At 34.4% G+C, this 22066-nt stretch carries 16 protein-coding genes and 2 pseudogenes; 4 read left to right on the forward strand and 14 right to left on the reverse strand.

The window, feature by feature from the left end; all coding sequences use genetic code 11:
• Nucleotides 1–117: 117 nt before the first annotated feature.
• Nucleotides 118–1119, reverse strand: a pseudogene (locus O1Q06_RS07245) (IS630-like element ISWpi10 family transposase).
• 76 nt (nucleotides 1120–1195) lie between these two features.
• On the opposite strand from O1Q06_RS07245, the gene O1Q06_RS07250 reads away from it, so the two are divergent.
• Entirely contained in the window at nucleotides 1196–1489 is a 294-nt protein-coding gene (locus O1Q06_RS07250; RefSeq protein WP_410542538.1) for a transposase, read from the forward strand.
• A 90-nt stretch (nucleotides 1490–1579) separates the two neighbouring features.
• On the opposite strand, the gene O1Q06_RS07255 is transcribed toward O1Q06_RS07250, so the two are convergent.
• From O1Q06_RS07255 to O1Q06_RS07270, 4 genes are read right to left on the reverse strand one after another with little or no spacing between them, the layout of a single operon-like run.
• On the reverse strand, nucleotides 1580–2059 hold the full coding sequence (locus O1Q06_RS07255; protein WP_410542539.1) for a dihydrofolate reductase: 480 nt from the start codon (nucleotides 2057–2059) through the stop codon (nucleotides 1580–1582).
• Complete coding sequence (gene folP / locus O1Q06_RS07260; protein WP_410542540.1) at nucleotides 2056–3309, reverse strand: dihydropteroate synthase; 1254 nt, start codon at nucleotides 3307–3309, stop codon at nucleotides 2056–2058. The genes O1Q06_RS07255 and folP overlap by 4 nt, the downstream gene beginning before the upstream one ends.
• Nucleotides 3306–3692, reverse strand: coding sequence for a dihydroneopterin aldolase (locus tag O1Q06_RS07265; RefSeq protein ID WP_410542541.1), 387 nt, complete (start codon nucleotides 3690–3692; stop codon nucleotides 3306–3308). Before O1Q06_RS07265 ends, folP begins: the two co-directional genes overlap by 4 nt.
• A 22-nt stretch (nucleotides 3693–3714) precedes the next feature.
• Nucleotides 3715–4374 (reverse strand): CADD family putative folate metabolism protein, encoded by a 660-nt coding sequence (locus O1Q06_RS07270; RefSeq protein ID WP_410542542.1) that lies wholly within the window; start codon nucleotides 4372–4374, stop codon nucleotides 3715–3717.
• Nucleotides 4375–4555: 181 nt separating this feature from the next.
• Between O1Q06_RS07270 and O1Q06_RS07275 the strand changes: the two genes are divergently transcribed.
• The gene (locus O1Q06_RS07275; protein ID WP_410542543.1) at nucleotides 4556–5278 is read left to right on the forward strand and encodes a hypothetical protein; all 723 of its coding nucleotides are present in this window, start codon (nucleotides 4556–4558) and stop codon (nucleotides 5276–5278) included.
• 112 nt (nucleotides 5279–5390) lie between these two features.
• A complete protein-coding gene (locus O1Q06_RS07280; RefSeq protein ID WP_410542423.1) occupies nucleotides 5391–6845 on the forward strand; it encodes an IS4 family transposase in 1455 nt (484 codons plus the stop codon).
• On the opposite strand, the gene O1Q06_RS07285 is transcribed toward O1Q06_RS07280, so the two are convergent.
• From O1Q06_RS07285 to O1Q06_RS07320, 8 genes and pseudogenes are all read right to left on the reverse strand, one after another.
• Nucleotides 6830–7096 (reverse strand): transposase, encoded by a 267-nt coding sequence (locus O1Q06_RS07285; RefSeq protein ID WP_410542308.1) that lies wholly within the window; start codon nucleotides 7094–7096, stop codon nucleotides 6830–6832. The genes O1Q06_RS07280 and O1Q06_RS07285 overlap by 16 nt on opposite strands.
• Nucleotides 7097–7098: 2 nt before the next feature.
• Nucleotides 7099–8100: pseudogene (locus O1Q06_RS07290) on the reverse strand (IS630-like element ISWpi10 family transposase).
• A gap of 131 nt (nucleotides 8101–8231) precedes the next feature.
• The gene (locus O1Q06_RS07295; RefSeq protein ID WP_319606739.1) at nucleotides 8232–8411 is read right to left on the reverse strand and encodes an IS630 transposase-related protein; all 180 of its coding nucleotides are present in this window, start codon (nucleotides 8409–8411) and stop codon (nucleotides 8232–8234) included.
• Nucleotides 8399–8578, reverse strand: a complete 180-nt coding sequence (locus O1Q06_RS07300) for an IS630 transposase-related protein (RefSeq protein ID WP_410542246.1) — start codon at nucleotides 8576–8578, stop codon at nucleotides 8399–8401. The genes O1Q06_RS07295 and O1Q06_RS07300 overlap by 13 nt, the downstream gene beginning before the upstream one ends.
• Nucleotides 8568–8843, reverse strand: a complete 276-nt coding sequence (locus tag O1Q06_RS07305) for a helix-turn-helix domain-containing protein (protein WP_410542465.1) — start codon at nucleotides 8841–8843, stop codon at nucleotides 8568–8570. Before O1Q06_RS07305 ends, O1Q06_RS07300 begins: the two co-directional genes overlap by 11 nt.
• 84 nt (nucleotides 8844–8927) lie before the next feature.
• A complete protein-coding gene (locus tag O1Q06_RS07310) occupies nucleotides 8928–10178 on the reverse strand; it encodes a hypothetical protein (RefSeq protein ID WP_410542464.1) in 1251 nt (416 codons plus the stop codon).
• 279 nt (nucleotides 10179–10457) lie between these two features.
• Complete coding sequence (locus O1Q06_RS07315) at nucleotides 10458–11126, reverse strand: JAB domain-containing protein (protein ID WP_410542261.1); 669 nt, start codon at nucleotides 11124–11126, stop codon at nucleotides 10458–10460.
• Between the two features lie 187 nt (nucleotides 11127–11313).
• Nucleotides 11314–12234, reverse strand: coding sequence for a helix-turn-helix domain-containing protein (locus O1Q06_RS07320; protein WP_410542228.1), 921 nt, complete (start codon nucleotides 12232–12234; stop codon nucleotides 11314–11316).
• Nucleotides 12235–12323: 89 nt separating this feature from the next.
• Here O1Q06_RS07320 and O1Q06_RS07325 point away from each other — a divergent pair, with 89 nt between their 5' ends.
• The gene (locus O1Q06_RS07325) at nucleotides 12324–13259 is read left to right on the forward strand and encodes an Rpn family recombination-promoting nuclease/putative transposase (protein WP_410542544.1); all 936 of its coding nucleotides are present in this window, start codon (nucleotides 12324–12326) and stop codon (nucleotides 13257–13259) included.
• A gap of 110 nt (nucleotides 13260–13369) precedes the next feature.
• Here the strand turns inward: O1Q06_RS07325 and O1Q06_RS07330 are convergent, their stop codons facing one another.
• Complete coding sequence (locus O1Q06_RS07330) at nucleotides 13370–21376, reverse strand: ankyrin repeat domain-containing protein (protein WP_410542545.1); 8007 nt, start codon at nucleotides 21374–21376, stop codon at nucleotides 13370–13372.
• Between the last annotated feature and the right edge of the window lie 690 nt (nucleotides 21377–22066).

Raw genomic sequence — 22066 nt, forward strand, 5'->3', positions numbered from 1 at the left:
CCTTTATCATTTACTTTAGGAAATACTATAACTAGCTATAAAGGTGTTGGACGGAAAACCGCAAGTATCCTACTCATAGAGGTACCTGAACTTGGTAGGTTATACCAAATTCCATTACTAATCGAACAAATAAGAAACATTACAAACTCGTTTAATAGTAGCACTGGAAATACTGACAATAAAATTACACAGAACATCTTCAAGTAAGCCTATGGTATCGTAGACTCTGTTGCGTAAAGTATTGTGTTTGATATATTGCCACAACCTCTCAACAGGATTCAGTTCTGGTGAATAAGGAGGCAAGTATATAATGGTAATGTTTTTCTGAATTTTCAAACTTTTTGATCTATGCCAGCCTGCACAATCCATTACAAGAAAGGCTTTTTTCGTGCCTAAATCTTTCGACATCTGCTCCAGAAATATATTCATACAATCAGTGTTTACATATGGAGCAAGTAGGCTAATTTTCTTACCACTTCTTGGATTTACCGCACTGTAGATATAGAAATTTTGTCTACCAATTTTCATTTAACCTGCGTTCTGACCCCTTTTTTAAACCATCCGTGTCCGATTTTTGAATGAGTTCCAAATCGTGATTCATCAAAAAAATACCTCCTTTTCAGGGTGGGAATTGACTATTTTATTGAAGTATTTTTTAAACTCTTCTTGCTTGTTTTTATCTTGTTTATGGTGAATTGGCCTCGGTGTTATATAAGAAAACTTCATCCTTTGTATCTCACGATGCACTGTTGATTTGCTAATGTTTAGGCCAAATTCCTCTGAGATTTTTATTTGCACTTCCTTAATAGTAATATTTGGATTTCTTTCTACCCATATTTCAATTTGCTCACGTTGATTTTTGTTTAATTTGCTTTTTCTTCGCCGCTGAGAAGGGGAAAATAATTTTTCTACTCTACCAAATTTTATGTGCTTTATCCATTCAGTCAAAGCAGTCCTTGAAATTTTACATATTCTTGCCACAGCGCTTATACTACTTTCTTTTCCTGCTATCACCGCTTGTAACTTTTTTGAAACATATGCGTTATTTCTGACCTTTTTTAACATTTCTTTCGCCAAATTTACAACTTTTTCGTCTAACAGTTTTGACCTTAATGCCATTTATACCTCTCTATTTTATCTACTCTAGTATCACTTCTTTCCCATTATTGTCTATCTGTTCTTTACATAGTGGGAATTGGTATTAGATAATAAGGAAATAGCTTGTCTAGTTGGAGTTGCACCAAAAACTAGTGAAAGCGGAAGGAAAGTAAGCAAGGCCCAAGTCATAGGTGGCAGATTTTATGCTCGAAAAGCATTATACATGTCTGCTGTGGTTGCAATGCGTCATAATAAAAAAATGAAAGTATTTTACCAGCGTTTAGTTGACTCCGGCAAAGCCGCTAAAGTTGCTTTAGTTGCTGTAATGAGAAAAATCATCATTTGTTTAAATGCTATGATAAAAAACAATAATTTTTATCTTGATGTTTAAGACGGTAGATGCCAGTTTCTGGGCACTGACCATCATAAAGGAGCCAGTGTCATGCACTGATAGTTGTCTTTTCTCGCCTACCTTATTTTACTACTCTGCCGAACGGATACAATTGAATATAGTATAGTCTTCTGTTCTGACGAGAATAGTTTTATTCCATCCATCAAAAAATGCTAAATTGAGGTATGTATCACCCTTATAGGGCTTGTGAATTTCAGTCATAATAAATTCTGAGATTAGGTTATGCTCTAAAAAAAGGTGTGCTATTTGTGCCCCACCAATCACAAAGACTTGAGAACTACTTTGAATTGACAGAAATTCTTGCATGGAAGAGACAACAGTACATTTTGGGCCTCTATTAAAACACTTGTTACGGGAGAAAACAATAGGTGTACGATTCTTTAGTATACTCTGAGGCACGGTTTCAAATGTCTTTTTTCCCATCACAATAACTTGCTTGTCGGTTACTTGACAAAAATGTTTAAACTCACTTGGATAACGCCAGGGCAAATCATTATTTATTCCAATTACCCCATTAGGGTCAACAGCCATAATTCCAATAATCTTCATCCCTTTAAGACAGCTTGGGCTACAAAAAATCTCATGTGGTCACGTACATTATGTACTCTAAGGAAATCAACCTTATTTTGCAGTATAGCAGATGTAGCAATTGTTTCTAAATCTCTATTAGAGGGAGATTCTATGGAAAAAGAGGAAATAAATGACTTTCTGGAATGACCAACTAAAACCTTGCAGCCAAAATTTTGTAAAGTTTCTATACTGCGTAAAATCTGAATATTCTGATACATAGATTTGCCAAAACCAATACCAGGATCAATAATTATTGAATTTTCATCAAAACCAAGGTCAAGTAACCTATTAATGCTCTTCTCTGCCCAATTATTTATGATATCAATTGGGTCAGTGTCATGTGAAATAATATTGTCCTTATGTGGTGGTATCGAAAGTGAATGCATAATAACGACACTACACCCACTGCTAGCAACTTCTTTTAAGGTATTACTACTCAGATCTACCTTCTGATCATTTACCCAGGCAATATTGTAGTGCTTCAAAACGTTTAAAATAACGTCTGGCCAAAAACTATCAATGCTGACTTCAATATCACCATTTTTCATATAGTCGCTAAGATTATCAAGTACTGGTTTTAGACGTTCATACTCTTCCTCTGGCGTCTTTATTGAAGCTCCAGGCCTTGTTGATTGAGCACCAAGATCAACTATGCTTGCACCATCTGATACCAACTGCAATGCCTGCTTGGTTGCTCGATTCGCATCATAATAAAGACCACCATCTGAAAATGAATCAGGGGTAATATTGACGATACCCATAAGCTTTGGTGAAAGCGTAAAACTCTTTGAAAAACAGTCTTGAACATTGAAAGCAAAGGTTTTGTTAACCATTGCCATCAAGTGGAGCAAAAATGGTCTATTTACTAATTCTGGGTGAGGAATTTTAAGGTCAGGTATATCAAGCGTTAGATCATCCCATAACAAAATATCTAAATCAATAACACGAGGTGCCCATTTTTCATAGACTTGTGGACGACCAATATCACATTCGATTTGTTTTAAGCCTTTTAATAGCCCCTCGGGAGAAGAAGAACAACTTCCATAGACAATCATGTTAAGAAATGGCTTATTCCACTCAGGTGGAGCACCATTTGGTAAAATAGCCTCAGTTTCTAGAATGATCGAAGACTTTAAGCCTTTTAAATAGCGCTTCTTTAGTAACTGAGTAGCCTTTTGTAAATGAGAAAGACGATTCCCTATGTTTGAGCCAATAGAAATATAGATCATTCTTGCAATTCATTACAGTAAGTAAAAAAAACGCCCCCATGCACACCAGGAACTGGTGGTGCGATTTTGTGAGTAGTCACCCTGACAGAAGAAATAATATGCTTCTTTCGCAGCAAAAGGTTATTAATGGCTCTGTATATCTCATGAGTTAAATGCTCGATTAAATTAAATTGCTTGCCCTGAACAAGAGATTGAATATTTTGCACTACTTCCAAGGAGCAGATAGTATCTTTAAGTTGATCAGTTGTAAGCCCTGAAGGAGGAGATTTAAAAGTGAAATCAACGTCAATACTCACCAATTGGGGAGAAAACTTCTCTTCTGCGCTACATCCTAAATGAACCCACAGCCGCAGATTAGATATAAGAAGATTACATGCTACCACTGAATTTAGTATCTACTTATAATTAATGGCAAACGTTAACATTCAGCATGCCGTCAAGAAAACCCCACAAGAGTTTTGCTCCTTTTTTAGCGCCTTGTATGACTTTCTCTTGCTCTTCTTCGCTTAAATCTGCAATAAGGTTTGCACATTCCTCAGAATGCCACTCATCAGCTTCCATATGAACGGTAAAAAATTTGAGAGAACGCTCATCATTTATTGAATAGTGTTTTTTCAGACCTTCAATTTTAGACTTAGAAACCTCTGGAGTTTGACGTTCATAAGCGTACAGAGCTCCAAGACCTGCTGCAAAATCTGATTTTACAATGTCAAAATAACCATCAACTAATTCTCGTGTCTCCTTAATTTGTGCATTTTCACAAAGCTCTGAACGTGCTACTCCCAGTCCTTCAGCAAAATGCTGCCATAATTCTGGGTGATTCTCGTCGCCTTGCTCTTCCTCTATTAAATTACCAAGTAAAATTTGCCGCATTTTCAAATTCGGACACAAGGAATGTATACCGCTGATATAACGAGGAAAAGCAGCAACATGGTGATAATATTCCTTAGCATAGGTTCGCAGAGCCTGCAGGCTTAAGCTACCTTCGTTCCATGACTCGTAAAACGGGTGTTTTAATAAGTGTAAACTATCTAATTGATCATTAAGTGATTGAACAAATGTCATAAATAAACACCAAATTGTTTTAGGCTACGTTTAGGTTTATCAAATGTCAAGAGACATTTCTCATTACTACCTTAATTCCAATAAATACAAAGATAGATGCGTTATTGATTAATTTTTTAGTAAAAATTGATTTTTTCTAAAATTTCATGTATTATTAAATCAATATAGTGAAAAACGCAAAATGAAAGTAACAGAAGAAAATACAATAAAAATTAGGGAAGAGTTCGTAGAAGTTCAAAATGGAATGCGAATTCAAAAGATAGTGATGTCAAACTCGAAGAGCAGTGCAGATAGCAGAAAGAAAAAGCATATAGTTTATTTTCCAGGGCTTACATATACTTTTGAAAAAGAGCCAGATGAAGACAAAAGTGAATGGAATTGGGCAGCTGAAGCAGGTATGGATGTTCACCTTATTAATTTTCCTGGTTCTGGAAAAAGCAAAGGTCATTCTTTAAACGGTCAAAATCGAGTAAATGCAGGAATTGCAGTCATTTCAGATCTTCTAAAGCAAGGCATTTACCCAGATAATATAGTATTATATGGAAGCTGCGCTCGAGGACCAATAGCTGCAGAGGTTTATAAAAAGTTTAAAAAAGATGACAATGTTCATTTAGGATGCGTTATCAATAAATCCTTTAGCTCATTCAAAAAACTTGTAGTGAAATTACTACACATATCAAAACCTAAATGGCTATTTCCTCCTATAATAAAATTCATACTCAAATGCTTTGGTTGGCACTTTAAGCCACATACAATAGTAAACGATATTACTCCATACACAATTTGTTTTAATCTAGAGAACGATGGCTTTATTATAGTATTTTCTAAAATGAATGATAAATTTCCATTATGGTATTACCAACCAAAAGTTGTAAGTCTGTACATTTATACATTAGAGGTCTGAGGCGGCTTTTGATGGTATGCCAACAGTGTTCTATGGGATTCAAATCTCACTTTTACCCACAAGTATAAAAAGCAAGTAAGATAGAGAAAAATATACTTAAGATGAGGTAAAAATGTGTGAAGTAAATAGAAATGTACAATGTGCTGATGGCTTAGGAGATAAATGGCTAGAAAAAGAGTTGAGACATGTTAATCTGGGAGATGTAAGGCTTAATACAAGACTTATTAAAACAAGCTATTTAATAGAGAATAAGGCGTCTGGGTCAATTAGTCAAAGCTGTGTAGGATGGAAAGAAGCTAAAGGTGCATACAGATTATTTAGCAATGAGAAGCTTGAAGCTAAGGAAATTTATTCTTCCCATTATAAAGAAACTATGGAAAGGATAAAAGGAAATGAGCTGGTATTTTCAGTTCAAGATACAAGTTATTTGGATTTTGACTCTCATATAAAGACTAAGGGTCTAGGTAGTATTTCTAAAGCCTATACAAAATATAAAAAGGGTTTGTTATTGCACAGTAACTTAATGGTTAACAAAGACGGATTACCTTTAGGGCTATCTTCTCAACAGTGTTGGGCACGTTCTATCAGGGAAGAAACAGCCCAAGAAAAAGCAAACAGGAAATACCGTACTGCTATAAAGGAGAAAGAAAGCTATAAGTGGATAGCGGCACTAAAAGAAACCCTAAATAACCTCGCAGAAGGTGTACAGCTTGTTACTATTGGTGATAGGGAAGCAGATATTTTTAAGTTTTTATGGACTGTTGAATCATTGGACAGTTTTTATGTAATCCGCAACCGAACTAATAGGAAATTCATCTGTATTGAAGGGGGAAAAACGGATTTGCAAACACGTATAACTCAACTGCCTGTAAAAAAGGAAATTGTCTTGAATGTTGCTGAAAATAAATACCAGATCTCAAGAAAAGCTAACATTGAAGTCAGGTATATGAAAGGCTATATACCTATCAGATCTCCTTACATTTATGGATCGAAAGATACAGAGCATAAAATAAGTGATAAAATCGCTATATATGTAGTAAGTGCCAAAGAAACAAATCCTCCTGAAAGAGTAGAAGCTATTGATTGGACTTTGCTGACTAATGTACCAGTTAATAGCACTTTAGATGCTATAGAAAGGATAAATTGGTATAAGCTAAGATGGAAAATCGAGGAGTATTTTAGGATTTTAAAATCAGGATGTAAGGTAGAAAGCTCTCGTTTAGCTACAAAAGAAAGATTAGAGAAATTAATCGCTATAAAGAGCATTATTGCATTTAATATTTTATATTTAACAAAAATCGCTTTATCGAATCCTATGGAGGTTTGTACTAAGGTTTTAAGTAATGAAGAGTGGAAAACCCTTTACATACGTGAGCATAAAGTAGCCAAATTGCCAGAAGAACCTCCAAACATAAAACAAGCTATTATTTGGTTAGGAAAATTAGGTGGATTTATGAATAGAAAAAGTGATAATTTACCAGGAACTATGACTCTATGGCGTGGTTATGAAAACCTCAGGGAAAGCATGGTTATGCTTCGCATAATGACCTCTCAAAGTTGTGGGTAAAAGTGAGGATTCAAATCTGGTGAATATGTTGGAAGATACAGCACATGACAGCCAAAAGACTCTATTAATGATTTTGTTTTAGTGGTCTTATGAAATGTAGCATTATCCATAACTATGGTTGTGCCAAGTGGCAATTTAGGTTTCTCCAACCATATATTGAATACCTCTTTGTCACACCCACCTTTGAAAGTCATTGGTGCAATAAATCTCATTCCAATCCACCCGGCTACTATACTGATACCAAATTCCATTACTAATCGAACAAATAAGAAACATTACAAACTCGTTTAATAGTAGCACTGGAAATACTGACAATAAAATTACACAGAACATCTTCAAGTAAGCCTATGGTATCGTAGACTCTGTTGCGTAAAGTATTGTGTTTGATATATTGCCACAACCTCTCAACAGGATTCAGTTCTGGTGAATAAGGAGGCAAGTATATAATGGTAATGTTTTTCTGAATTTTCAAACTTTTTGATCTATGCCAGCCTGCACAATCCATTACAAGAAAGGCTTTTTTCGTGCCTAAATCTTTCGACATCTGCTCCAGAAATATATTCATACAATCAGTGTTTACATATGGAGCAAGTAGGCTAATTTTCTTACCACTTCTTGGATTTACCGCACTGTAGATATAGAAATTTTGTCTACCAATTTTCATTTAACCTGCGTTCTGACCCCTTTTTTAAACCATCCGTGTCCGATTTTTGAATGAGTTCCAAATCGTGATTCATCAAAAAAATACCTCCTTTTCAGGGTGGGAATTGACTATTTTATTGAAGTATTTTTTAAACTCTTCTTGCTTGTTTTTATCTTGTTTATGGTGAATTGGCCTCGGTGTTATATAAGAAAACTTCATCCTTTGTATCTCACGATGCACTGTTGATTTGCTAATGTTTAGGCCAAATTCCTCTGAGATTTTTATTTGCACTTCCTTAATAGTAATATTTGGATTTCTTTCTACCCATATTTCAATTTGCTCACGTTGATTTTTGTTTAATTTGCTTTTTCTTCGCCGCTGAGAAGGGGAAAATAATTTTTCTACTCTACCAAATTTTAGATGCTTTATCCATTCAGTCAAAGCAGTCCTTGAAATTTTACATATTCTTGCCACAGCGCTTATACTACTTTCTTTTCCTGCTATCACCGCTTGTAACTTTTTTGAAACATATGCGTTATTTCTGACCTTTTTTAACATTTCTTTCGCCAAATTTACAACTTTTTCGTCTAACAGTTTTGACCTTAATGCCATTTATACCTCTCTATTTTATCTACTCTAGTATCACTTCTTTCCCATTATTGTCTATCTGTTCTTTACATAGTGGGAACTGGTATAAGATGCTGGAATGGTCTATTTTTGAGATTTTATCAATAGATTGCTGCCTATCTTCTTGATTGCGCTCTTGATATAGTGTGACTTTTTTTTAAAGTAATTTTTAGCTGTTTTAGTCTATACCAAATTGAATTTATTCCAAATCCAAGATTTTGTTTCATCTCTGCCAGAGTATGATCTGGATTCTTTGTAACATATTCTTCGAGTATTTTTGGGTCTATTTTTCGAATAAAGCTACCGTTTTAGATGGCTTTAGGCTTTCACCAGCAGCTTTCTTTTTTAACCAGCGGTACAGCGTTGCTATTCCTATCTCCATGAGCTCTGCTATCTCAACCTTTGCCTTCCCTTTTTCTATCATCAATACTGCCTTTTCCCTTAAATCCACACTATATGCCATTATAACTCAAATACTTTATTATACCTTTATCATTTACTTTAGGAAATACTATACCAACATGAACTGATAATGCTTCCGCTATAACTTTTAATTTTTTAGTTGGAATGCCACATGTTCCTTGCTCGTATCTTAGCAACATATGATACTTTATACCTGTTTTCTCTACTAAATCTTTTAGGGTATACTTTTGTTTTAGCCTCCAGCTTCTTATTTTTTGTGCTATTTTGTATCTTGCAGGGCTAATGTTCTTTGTATTATTGTTCACTATTTTTACGGAAATAAACATATATACCCTGCTAGAAAATTTTTTGCTATAGCTTAACTTTATTGAGGAAAAGTTTCCGATTGTTTAAAGCTTTCGAGAGGTTTCTTTACTACCTCCACACACCCTATTAACCCATGATAATGCTTCATTATTACTAATCGCCTTTATTTCTTCTTTTACCTTTTCTTTACTCCACTTACCACTCCTAGGGAAACTTCCTTTTTCTACTGCTTCTGTGACTGTCATTCCTCCAAAAAAACACCCTTTTCCTATAGTTTCCCCTTTTTTTTGTAGTTCAGACCACATTTCTTTATCTGCTACTCTAATCTCTACTTGACGATCATTTCTTGCATTATGGCATATTACAATTTTTAGGCTACCAATACTTGTGGGAAATGCTACCTCAAAAGCACTATTGTCAGACACATCAACATAATTCCTTTCACCTTCTTTTCCACTTTTAACCTCAACCTTACTATTCCCAATTTCTATAACATCACCTCCTAATTTTACCTCTCCTGTGGTTAATCCTAAATTTTTTGTACCTTCCAATATTCTTGCAATATTTACCTTACTACTCTCAGAAAATTTCATAAAAAACGTCTGATTATCTATTTCCACGTCTTCTATGATTCCTTCATTTTCAATAGCACTTTCACCAATTTCTCTCAGTTCTTTTAGCAACTCATCTATCTGTGGACGAATCTCTTGATAGAGTTTGTTATGCATTTCAATTATTCCCTTATCCTGCAATAGATCGTAACTGAATATCGCTCCATTTAGCATTAATTCACATATTATATCTTCCTTCTCATTTTCTTTGCATTTGATCAAAGACATTTTCGATATCACCGTATCAGCAAAACTCTTCTGTCCTTCGCTATGCGCATTTATCCTTATTCCAGCGCTTAGTGCCTGGTCTATCACTTTGTTCAGTTCATCTACGCTTTTTGCCTTTACTACTCTACTTTTAAACCATCTTAATTCTGCATTTTCACTTGCACTTAGCTCTATCTTGCTTAAGGTTGGAATAAACGGATTTTGACGATTTGAAGATTTTGTGTTATAAATCTTACGTCCTTCTCCAAGATTGATTGATTTTTCAGAAGCATCGCTAGGGGAAGGCACACCTTCAGGATTCTCAAACCTGCTTTTATCATCAAATATTTTCGGATCAATCTCGTCTACAAATACAGGCTGCTGATTTTTTTTGCCAGTACGCCTTATACCTTCAATAGCACTATATAGTCCTTTTGGTAACTTTTTAGAATCAATGATTAACTCATAAGTATTTCCATCTGTATCATCAAATGATACTGTTTTTTTAGTAGTCATATAGCCTCCTATTAAGCATGTTATTCAAGTCTAAAGAGCAATTTATTGCTTTATAATTAACTTAATACGCAAATTATAAAAAGATCTTGTATATTTTGCAACTATTTCTAATAAAATAATAGCTTTATCAGGACTTTTATTCTTTAACTACAACTTAATATACAAACTATACAAAGATCTTTTATATTTTGTAATTCTCCAATATCTCTCTCCAGATTCTTGACTTAGTTTTCTTGCTACTGTGTGGTAGCCAAACTTCTCAAGCAATTGAAATTTGATTTATAACAACTCTCTTTCCTTAAAGCTGCAATATCCTTTGTCTGTCATAATAATGTGATCCTCTAACTCAATTCCCACTCCTTGACATGCTGACACTAATTCTCTAGTCATTACTTTATCATCTTCTGATGGTTCTAAACTCCCTCCTGGATGGTTATGAGCTAATATTATTGACGCTGCTTCCATTGATAACGCCTTTTTTACCACTTTCCTTTCAGATAGGTGTACTTCATCTATTGTACCAAAATACACTTCATCTCTTATCAAACGGTTCTGTTTATCCAAGTATATTATCTGGACAGCTTCTTTTGCTGAAAAGCCTATGTTTACCCTTACATACTCTATCAGCTTTTCTTGGCTATCCATTACTGGGCCTCTCTTTAATCCTTCTCTGAGTGCTCTTTTATAAGCTTCTTTAACACATTCAATTGCTGCAGCTGCATGTTCGGTCATTCCTTCTATCATTTTCAGATCATCGATTTCTCGTCCCAAAATTTCTCCTATTCCTGGACAATTATCCATTAGAGTTTTAGTAACATCTTGTGCTTGCTTTCTGTCGTGAACTGCTCCTAGAAGCACTGACACTATCTCACGATCAAATAGAGCACCTCCTCCTCCGCTTTGTAGTACTCTTTCTATTTCTTCTGTAAGTTTTTCACTATTATTCATAAAATATACTCCTCGTTAATAACAAATTATTTTTAATTATTTACTGCTGTTTTTTATCAGCATTGGCATAGAGCCATAGCTTTTGAGTGAAGTCAAATCAATTTTTCAATCTTTTTTACTTATTTTTTCATGGATAGGTAAAGATATTAATATATATTTGTTTTCAAGTTATGTAAAAAGGTTGTTGTTAATCAATTATTTTAGAAATAACATCAGTAGAAAAACCTAACTGAAGTAAATTATTTGCAACTTTCATTTCCTCTATTTTGTAAATCTTTTCTTTGTAAATTTGCTTTCTTTGCAAGAAAAATTCTGCCCATATATTTAGCTCATCTCGTGATTCTTGATTGTCAATTTTTCTATATTCCCTCGCCCAACTTAATAAATCATTTTCTGCTTCACCATCTTCATAATTATCTTCTTCCTTTATCAGATCTTCAGCATTCACTGATAATTCTCTTGCTATCTCCCACAACCTTTCACTTAAAAGAGTAACACTACCTTGCTCATAATGATGTATCTGTGAGGGACCTACATCTAGCTTTTTTGCTAATTCTTCTTGTGTATAGCCTCTGATTATTCTCCACTTCTTGATCTCTTGTCCTCCATTTTGACTTGTACAGCCGATACTATCTTTATCAGCATATTCTTCAGTTGATAAGCCCGTTGCTCGATAGATAATGTCATTATCAAACTCTGCCTTAACTAGATTCTTTGCAATTCTTATTCTTGCTGCTTTGATATTACTTTCCTTTTCAGCTTGAATAGATTGGGTCAAAGCATAAACCACCTTGCGTAGTTCTCGCTCTCCTATTTGTATGTATCTTTGCATTAGATTATACATTGCTTGTTCCTTAGCTTTATCAAAACAGCTATTTTCTCTTAGCACCTTTCGTTTGGGAAATAGATTTCTAATAGGAACTGATAATGCATCTGCTAATATTTTTAACTTCCCAATTGGAATGCCACATGCTCCTTGCTCATATCTTAGCAGCGTATGATAGTTTATGTTTACTTTGCCTGCTAAATCTTTCAGAGTATATTTTCTCTTTAACCTCCAGCTTCTTACTTTGTGTTCTATCTGATACCTTATCGAGATGTTTGTCATAAATATTATACGGGTTAACATTACGTTTAATTGTTGAATATTTCTTCAGAATTGCGTATAATTATTAATGCTTTTTATCTTACTTTCTCATGGCTCTTTCTAAGTTTCTCGATCCAAAAAATGATGTTGCGTTTCGGCGTATCTTTGGTACTGAAAAGAATAAAGATATCCTCATTCACTTTCTAAATGATATTTTGAGCTTTACTGGCAAAAATGCAATACAGGATATAGAGTTTTTAAGTACTATTCAAGATCCTGATATTGCATCTAAAAAGCAAAGTATTGTTGATGTGCTATGTAGAGATTCTACAGGAGTGCAATGGATAATTGAGATGCAGGTCGCTAAAACCAAAGGCTTTGAAAAACGTGCCCAATACTACGCAGCTAAAGCTTACTCAAGACAAGCGGATAAAGGTGATCAATACCATGACCTTAAGGAAATTATCTTTATTGCTATAGCAGATTGTATACTATTTCCGGATAAGGCTGAGTATAAATCAAAACACACCATTCGGGATGAAGATACTAATGAACATGATCTAAAAGATTTTTATTTTGTATTTATTGAGCTGCCTAAATTTCCAAAAACCAAAGAAGATCAGCTTTCAAGTATAGTTGAAAAATGGGTCTACTTTTTTAGATATGCAGATGAAACTAGTGAAGAAGAGTTAGAAAGAATAATAGGAAGTGATCTAATAATTAAAAGAGCATATGAAGAACTCAATAGGTTCAACTGGTCAGAAAAAGAATTTATTGCCTATGAACAAGAGATCAAGCGTATTCGTGATGAACAGGCTGTCCTTGCTCAAAAACTTGATGATGCTAAACATGAAGGTAGACAAGAAGGTATTCAAATCGGCGAGGAAAGAGGTATTCAAATCGGCGAGGAAAGAGGTAGAGAAGAGGGTGAAATGAAAGCTAAAGTAGCAGTGGCAAAAAAATCACTTAAAGCTGGTATGTCTATAGATGTTATAGCTGAAACAACCGGACTTTCTATAGATGAAATAAAAAAACTTCAAAAGTAATATTTTTAGTTGCCATCTTATTAATTATACTTCTTCCAGAATATAAAGCACTTGAATATTCTACAAATGGATACATACCCTTAGAAAGCAAAGTAATGCTAAACCACTGCTCAACCTATAGCTCTTCTCCTCCTAACAGGTTCTATATCAATCTTGCTGAGTGAAGACAAAGGTGTATTATTGTTTATAGTCGATCTTTTCTCTACATTTAAAGAATTCTCTTTCACCATATCATTAAGCATTCTTTTAATATTTCTTTCTACATCGCTAAAAAACTTTTCACTTGGATTACTACAAATATTCTTAGCAGATTCATGCAATATTCTTGGCACTTTAGAGTACTGACCGCTAATCATACTACCTTCTATAGACCTAAACAACTTATTAAACCAATCGAAGTCCAACTTTGATATTTCACATCCAGAGCTTTTAGCTAATACCTTTTCGAAGCTGTCTGTAATACTTAAGGCATAATCTCTTGCTTCTGGTGGAGATATAGACTGCTCTGCTGTAGAATTATATTTTTGACCTGTAACCCTTCTAATCAGTAAGTCAAGTAATAGTATTGTACTATTTATATCCGTTTGTACATTAACTTGTGATATTGAACTCTCAGGTTTATATCCATTAAAAGAGCTTTTATAATTACTAGGCTTATCATCTATATGACATTGAGTTGAATACCCTGATGCAGAAGTTCTAGCTGAAATAAATTGAGTAATACCTTGTAAAGTACCTATTACAGCATTAGTGAAAGTACTTGCTATAGTATTTATAAATGAAGTTGGTCTATTAGCTGCACTTTTTACATTACTTTCTATATTTCTTCTATTCCTTATGAAGGATTTCACACTTGTCTCAGTCGAATTACTTGCCTCAGTTGCCTCAGTAGAATTGTTGAAACTATTGATAATATTAGCAGTATTGTTTCTATACTCTTCTTTTAAATCATCAAAACTTCTTACATTATTTAACTCATCCTTTATTGTTACTTCTTTATTTGCAAATCTAATAGTTAGTGTTTCCATTTCTTTGTTTTTATAAAATTCACTGAGTATCAAACTTGCATTGTTATTAAAGGTCATTATTAGATCGTTTTCTAATTTACTGAAAGTATAATCTTCAATTTTCTGTGATATAATGATCTTATTATTTTTATCTACATCTTCCGCTGCTATTCTAATTATTTCCTCGTTATTATCGAATACTAAAGGTAGTGGTCTTAACTTAAATTCCTCTATTTTCATTGGTACGTGATTCATAATTACATGTAGTCTTTCATACCAATTTGTTAATAGACCATTCTTTAATCTTACTTGTACTACAGTACCTTCTACTATGGTACCTTTTGATACTTCGTGATCTTTTTCATAAAAGAGCCATATTATTAAATCTTTGTCACTTGTAATAATTCTTGCTTTAAGCTTTACATTTAAATCACTTTCTACTTGTTTTCTTACTTGACGTAAATCTAGAGTGTCTATTTTATTTTCTTGATCAAGATCATAAAGTACTATTTCTGGTATAGGTAGTTTATCAGATGTAACCACAAATATGTTCTCACCACCGTTACCAACTAGATGACTCTTGTACTTAGGATTATTCTCTATAACATCATGTTTTCCATGCCCAACTACAATAGATTCGTTGTTTAGTAATGAGTGGACAAAGATAGACATTTTCAAATTATTCGCTACTCTAGAGTAACTATTAATTATTTCATCAACTGATTTGTTGCTGTTTTGTAACAAAAATAGTTCTCCCTTTATTATTCTTATCTCAGAATTGTCCCCTAAGTGATATATTGGGGAATTATGACCATGTATTGTTATACTAAAAGTAGTGCCCTCTGATTTATAGTTGTGGTTACCTAGATTTATTCTTGTTAATTCTGGAGTAACTTTTCTGTCACCAGCATCAGTTTTAAAGTTAAATTTTACAGTAGTGTCTTCAACATAAATGCTATCTATATCATATAGAGTGTAGTTAAATACAAATGTGTGTGTACCTGGAACTTGTTTTAGGTTAATGAAAGCTTTGCCTTTACTTGTTGCAAAGGGCACCATATAGGTGAAATCACCTTGAGAATAGTTGGTAATTTTCGTATAAGTCCTGATAACAAACTTGATATCATGTGAACAACTATTGCTACTCTTATATACAATAATATCGTCCATGTTCTCCTCATTCCTTCCTCCTCTACCATCTATATATCTAGTTTCACAATCATTGATCACTAGGGAATCAATAATATCTTCTCTTAATAGAAAGTTATGTATTTTATAGAGTTCTAATTTTGTCCCATATTCACCAGTAATATATATATTTTGATCGATTAATATATGCTTTTGCTTAGAAAAATCTCTCAGATCTAAAGTGTTGATACCAGAACCTCCAGCAATACTACCTGTAATTTTGTCACCTTTTAAAATAATAGTATCATCTCCTGTATTTAGACGAACAATTTTCTCTCCGTCCTCAAGAACAACCACATGATTATCATGTGGAAAACCGATTATCTTATCATAACCAGTACCTAGGGAGATATATGTATAGTTTGCTGTCCTATCATAAGGATACTCTAACCCAATTGCGTTTTCACAGATATAGGCATCCTCGCTTGAAGCAGGATAATCACCTTTAAACATAGGAAAAGCAGTGGGTAAACAAAATAATTCTCCACCATGTACCCTTTCAGGAATTGCCCTACTTGATCTGATATCCGACATCTTATGTAAAAATGCAGCTGTATGACTTCCTGATGTTATATATTTAGTCACGCATTTTGGTAGGTACGTTAAGCCGCATGAGTCCGAAATTGCAGTACATGGGTACGCAAGTGTTTTTACAAACTGACAATTTCTTTCTGATTTCATAGTCGGGAAAACATACTTTCTAACATCAGTATGATGCTTTAAGTAATCAACAGCTTTATAGATATATTGGCTGGCAAATAATTGTTCACGAAGCAATTCTTCTATATAAGGCTCAGGGCTCACATGCAAAAATGCACGTATTCCTTCAATAAACCTTTCCTTTTCTGTTAGATGTACTAGTCTATCAATGTTTTCTACTTTTTTTACAGCTTGATAAATATCAGTACCAACAAACACAACAGCACCAATTGTAGCACCTATAGGACCTGTAACTGATGAAACTCCCTCTAATATTCCGAACCCTTCAGCAACTTCTATACCAAGTTCCGCAGCATCAACTCCTAAATAGACGCTATCTCCTACAACACCAACAAGAGCATCTTTGTTACCTTTTTTATACTCTTTTACCTCATTATATAAATCATATGCAATAAAACCTGATGTACCACGAGCAAGGAAAGAAGATGATAATTTGAAGGACTGAGCAAGAGATGACTCTACAAGTGGAGCTAGTTTAAATCCTCGAGCATATGAGGCCTGCGAAGCTGCGTTTAAACCTTCAAGAGCAGCATTTTCTGCAGCTTTAACTCCAGATGGTAGAGCAGTAAACCCTAGATTGATAGCTAGACCTTGATAATCACCATTAACAGCATCAGCTAAAATATTCTTAGCCATCATGCCTTGCATAGCAGCTCCCGATACTTTTCCTATTCTATCAAGATGACTCATTACCCTTTGATTGCTGATTAGTTTGTTTGCTAAACTAGAAGATTCACCTGTAAGCCGCTCTTTTCCTGCTAATTGAATGAGTTGAAAACGCTTATTTTCTGATAGTGATTCATCCTGAATATATTTTAGAAATAAGTCGCTATTGATAGTCATAGTCTGGTCAATAACATTGGTATTTTCCTCAAGGATCTTACTTATATCGTTTGACGATATCCACTCACATGTGTTAGCTCTTCTCCTTCTTCTACCTAAAGTTGTAGTCGAAGAACACCCTGGTAAGGATTGAAGACCTACTAAGTTAGGGATAAATTCCAAATTTTTTGCGAGGAGTTCAGCAATTCTTTCGTATCCTTCCCTCCTCTGCTCCAGAACAAGTAACCCAGCTACGTCTAATGCAGTCTGGCCATCACTATTGCGTTTCTCAGCATCCTTTATTTTATCTATTAGATCACTAATAAGTGACCTAGCTACGTCTAATGCAGTCTTGCCACCACTATTGCGAGTATGTAGCAGCACCTTGCGTGTCTTAGCATCCTTTGTGTTTAAGAGATCACGAACTCCTTTTTCGTTATTGTTCCTAACGTTATTGAATAACTTCTCAATTGATCCAATGAGCTTTATAATATTAGAGCTCGCCTTTTCATTTTTATACCTTACATGTTCAACTATTTCCTTTGCGGTTTTTCCTCCGAAACCAAGAGCATCATAATATTCTCCTCTCATCAATGCACCCCTAATACCTTCTTCATCCAGATTGAGAGCATGAGTGTGTAGTTCAGTTATACCAAGTCTATCAGCCGCCTCTTTATATAGTTTCAGGAACATCGTGGACACCTCAATACACTGATTCGTAAACTTAGCCTTTAAGTATTCGTATTTAGTGTTTTGAAATATAAGTCTTCCTTTTTTGCGCAATCGATTGAATTCCCAAAAATCTTCTTTTATTATTGCAGTATCATCATTAGTAGTAATGCCTCGAGATCGGTCACTCTCGAATGTTTTTTGCAATACAGAAAATAGCTTTAGCTTTAAAAGTAAAGTGTAAGGATCATCAGAACCAAGAGCATTTTGTAGTGCAGTACATGCTCTTTTCGCAAACTTATATAATTCTCCGTTTTCTATCAGAGATTGAGGGAATAGATCAAGAATGTGCATTGGTATCTCATTAAATTCTTTTACCAATTTATCATACTTACTTGCATAATCCCAAACAGAAATAGCGTGTCTTACATCAAGTAGATCAACACCATTCTTGAACACCCCGAGAGCCTTTTCTAGAACCTTTTCTTCTTTATTTTCCTGTGCCAACTGCTTTCTGATTGCTTCCTGAGTTGCTTTCTTTATTCTTAGAAAATATTCTGGTTTTCTACTTACTTCACTTATTAAAGACCCGTCTATAAGTAAACTAAGTACCGAACTCAATTTTTCATCGTTATTATCTACTAAACCTACAAAGATAGTTCCGCGTATACGCGTATTTGCAAAATAGGACACGGAATTCAAAATTTCCAATGCTAGGCTTCCATGATCTGATTTGCTGATAGCGTTAATTCTATCCTGAATTAAATGTTGATGATCAGATGAACTCAGTATTGAAGGAATATCACTTTGAAGGGCCCCTGATTGTGAACCTGAGAACATATTGTATATTAAAGAATCTTGATCTCTACGAGCAATTTCCAAAACAGTCTCGCCTTTCATATTTGTAGCGTACAAATCTAATGTTCTTCCTTTTAAAGCTAAAATATCTTTTACTATTAGATCGTCTTTTTGAATCACTGCAATATGTAACGGCGTATTACCTTCTTTGTTCTGAGCATTGACATTTAACCTTGATCCCAATCCTAATAAAAGTTCTAGGGCCTGATATTTTTTCAATTTGACAGCAAGGTGCAACGGAGTATTGCCCTCGTCATTTATAGCATTGACATTCACCTCCCTCTCCGGGTCTAACAACTCAGCTATTATTCGCTTATTATCACTATTAACAGCGTAATGCAGAGGTGTATTGTTATGGTCTTGTGCGTTTTTGGTATTTATGTTCACTACTCTTGTCAAACAACTCTTGAATAGATTAAAATTACCCTTTTGTATGGCACGATTTAACTTATCAATATCTGTATGATTTGCATCCTTGACGCCCACATCTGTTGGAGAAGCATCAAAGTACTGATGTTTAAAGGTAGAGTCAGCGCTGTCAGCGAAGTTATTCTCTGCGTCATTAATACCAGATTTATTAGTTATGCGTTTTGCATTTGACAATGCATTTATTATCAACGTCCGACTGAATTCATTAGCAATATCTAACGGAGTCTGACCTTGAAAATTTTTGGAATTAACATCTGCTTCTAATTTTGGATCTAAGAGCATTTGTACTATTGCTAAATCTCCCAACGAGACAGCAAGGTGCAAAGGAGTACCATCTTCTTTGTTCAGAATATTAATATTTATTATCGAATCCAAATTTAATAATTTTTTAACTATTGTTTTGCCTCTTGATCGTTGTTTACTCTCTCTAATAGCAAAATGCAAAGGAGTATCACCTTGTTTGTTCTGAGCATTAACATTTGTTCCCCACTTAGGCCCTAATAACTCCTCAACTATTCTTATTCTATCATTCACAATAGCAAGGTGCAGTGGAGTATCACCTTCCTTGTCCCTAGCACTAACATCTATTTCCCACTTAGTCTCCAATAACTTTCTTACTATTTGTACGTTGCTATATTCAGCGGCAACGTGCAGTATAGTTCTACCTTGTTTGTTCTGAGCATTAACATCTACTTTCGACTCAAGCTTCAACATTTCCTGGACTATCTCTTTTCTGTTCTCTCTGACAGCAACGTGCAAAGGAGAATCACCTTGTTTGTTCTGAGCATTAACATCTACTTTCGACTCAGGCTTCAACAGTTCTTGGAATATTTCTTTTCTGTTCTCTCTGACAGCAACGTGCAAAGGAGAATCACCTTGTTTGTTCTGAGCATTAACATCTACTTTCGACTCAGGCTTCAACAGTTCTTGGAATATTTCTTTTCTGTTCTCTCTGACAGCAACGTGCAAAGGAGAATCACCTTGTTTGTTCTGAGCATTAACATCTACTTTCGACTCAGGCTTCAACAGTTCTTGGAATATTTCTTTTCTGTTCTCTCTGACAGCAACGTGCAAAGGAGAATCACCTTGTTTGTTCTGAGCATTAACATCTACTTTTTTAAACTTAGTCTTTAGTAGTCTCTGAACTACTTGTTCTTTATTTTCTCTAACAGCAACATGCAGTGGAGTGTCACCTTGTTCGTTCTGAGCATTAACATTTATCTCTAGTTGAGACTCTAATAACTCCCTCACTATTCCTACTTTGCCATTTTTAGCAGCAACATGTAGCGGAGTATCACCTTGATTATTCCGAGCATTAACATCTACTCCCAATTTAGAATTCAATAACAGGCTCACTACCTTTCTTTTACTAGATAGAACAGCAGCGTGTAAGGGAGTATCACCTTGTTTGTTCCGAATATTAACATCTATTTTCTGCTCCAGCTGTAATATTTCTTGCATCACTAATTCCACACCATTTCGGGCAGCATAGTGGAGAAGTGTGTTATCATTAACGTTATTATTAATATTAACTCTAGCATTCAAATCTACTTTACCTCGCAAAAGACTCTTAAACAGATTGAAGTCTCCTTTATTCATTGCATCTACTAACTTTGGAAGCTTCTTTTTATCAATGAACCTTCTAGGTTGAGTATTATGTTGCTGATTCCTTCGATTAGCATTTGAAGACTCTGGTTGAGGCTCATTATTAGTTCTTTCTAAATTGCTTCTTGATAAATCTGTCTGCTGTTCCATCGATTTTACAGGCTGAATTTCCTGAGTTCGAATAATAGGTTCAAAATGCCCCTTACCACTATTTATTACATGTATTGTATTGGCATCATTATAATCAACATCGTTATCACCTACAGACCTGGAGCTTGATTTATCTACAATTTGATCAGTCCATATTTCTTTTCCATCAACATCATATTTTTCAATGATATGTAACTTTACATTGTACTTTTGACAAATTATCCTTCCTTCTATTTCGCTTCTACCCCATATAGGAGAATTCAATCCTAATATTCTTGCTAATTCAGATCCTTGATTAATGTCATCTGCAGTCAATTCAATGCGTGGGATATATTGCTCAATTGGTTCAACTTCTCTTTCTAAAGCTTCTCTAAGCCAAGATTGATCTTTTTCTAACTCAGTTTGCGCAAATTCCTGACAAATTTTTCTTAAAGATTTAGCAGTAAAGACCATTTCAGGCCTTGATTGTTTTAGACCTTGCGCAACTGCATCAAAAAAACAATCACCATCTCCAATTGCTTCACCTATTCTAAAACCCTGTGGTAATTCTGGTATATCGTTGAAACGTTTAAAGCGCTTCAAGCTAAATTCTTGGTTTAACTGTTCTTGTTCTGATGGCTTATTATCGTGTGGATAAATTTCTTCTTTGGTATGTAGTATTATTGTCATAAGATTGCGTATTATTAATTTTGTGTTAAGCTTACTATAATAAGACTGCTGTAGTATAATCAGGGAAATTAGGAATACAAGATATTTTTATAAATTTTCTAGAATTTTTATCTACTACAGTAGAAGTGGAGGATCTTTTATTTACTTTACTCACTTTAGTAATCCTTTTTATCTTGAATTTCTCTCAAATTCTCAAACACATAGGGATTTTTATGTTGAGTAAAGTTACCAAAAAGGTGTATGATTTAGGTGTTTTTCACTATTTTACATAAATGAACGGAGAACAAGTTCGAAAAGTACACTTGCCTCCACCAAACCAAACAGAGAAAAAGGGAGGTTAGCTCAGTTGGTAGAGCATCTCGTTTACACCGAGGAGGTCGGCAATTCGAGCCTGTCATCGCCCACTAATAGAGAGTTTTTAGCCAAAATTTAAAATACAAAAATACACTAAATACTGCTCAAATAAATGCGGTATTTAACTTCAAATGTTTACCCATAGAAACTACATATTTTTACATAATCTATTAATAAAGCTCTCTATTTCTCTACAATATAGGGTATTTTTCAATAATTCAGAGAGATTCATAGAGTAAACAAGTCAATAAAAGAATTTAATTTAACAGTAGAGAGAGGTATGTTTTGAAAAATTGTGTCTTTTTAGAGTGCACTTTGCCAATAATGATCAATTTT

It is taken from the genome of Wolbachia endosymbiont of Tetranychus urticae, assembly GCF_046529255.1.
Lineage (GTDB): Bacteria > Pseudomonadota > Alphaproteobacteria > Rickettsiales > Anaplasmataceae > Wolbachia.

What these genes read in the sequence shown, in the direction of transcription:
- O1Q06_RS07255 (WP_410542539.1), bottom strand. Translation starts at nt 2,059, where the DNA reads ATGAAGATTATTGGAATTATGGCTGTTGACCCTAATGGGGTAATTGGA.
- folP (WP_410542540.1), bottom strand. Translation starts at nt 3,309, where the DNA reads ATGATCTATATTTCTATTGGCTCAAACATAGGGAATCGTCTTTCTCAT.
- O1Q06_RS07270 (WP_410542542.1), bottom strand. Translation starts at nt 4,374, where the DNA reads ATGACATTTGTTCAATCACTTAATGATCAATTAGATAGTTTACACTTA.
- O1Q06_RS07275 (WP_410542543.1), top strand. Translation starts at nt 4,556, where the DNA reads ATGAAAGTAACAGAAGAAAATACAATAAAAATTAGGGAAGAGTTCGTA.
- O1Q06_RS07280 (WP_410542423.1), top strand. Translation starts at nt 5,391, where the DNA reads ATGTGTGAAGTAAATAGAAATGTACAATGTGCTGATGGCTTAGGAGAT.
- O1Q06_RS07285 (WP_410542308.1), bottom strand. Translation starts at nt 7,096, where the DNA reads ATGGAATTTGGTATCAGTATAGTAGCCGGGTGGATTGGAATGAGATTT.
- O1Q06_RS07300 (WP_410542246.1), bottom strand. Translation starts at nt 8,578, where the DNA reads ATGGCATATAGTGTGGATTTAAGGGAAAAGGCAGTATTGATGATAGAA.
- O1Q06_RS07310 (WP_410542464.1), bottom strand. Translation starts at nt 10,178, where the DNA reads ATGACTACTAAAAAAACAGTATCATTTGATGATACAGATGGAAATACT.
- O1Q06_RS07315 (WP_410542261.1), bottom strand. Translation starts at nt 11,126, where the DNA reads ATGAATAATAGTGAAAAACTTACAGAAGAAATAGAAAGAGTACTACAA.
- O1Q06_RS07320 (WP_410542228.1), bottom strand. Translation starts at nt 12,234, where the DNA reads ATGACAAACATCTCGATAAGGTATCAGATAGAACACAAAGTAAGAAGC.
- O1Q06_RS07325 (WP_410542544.1), top strand. Translation starts at nt 12,324, where the DNA reads ATGGCTCTTTCTAAGTTTCTCGATCCAAAAAATGATGTTGCGTTTCGG.
- O1Q06_RS07330 (WP_410542545.1), bottom strand. Translation starts at nt 21,376, where the DNA reads ATGACAATAATACTACATACCAAAGAAGAAATTTATCCACACGATAAT.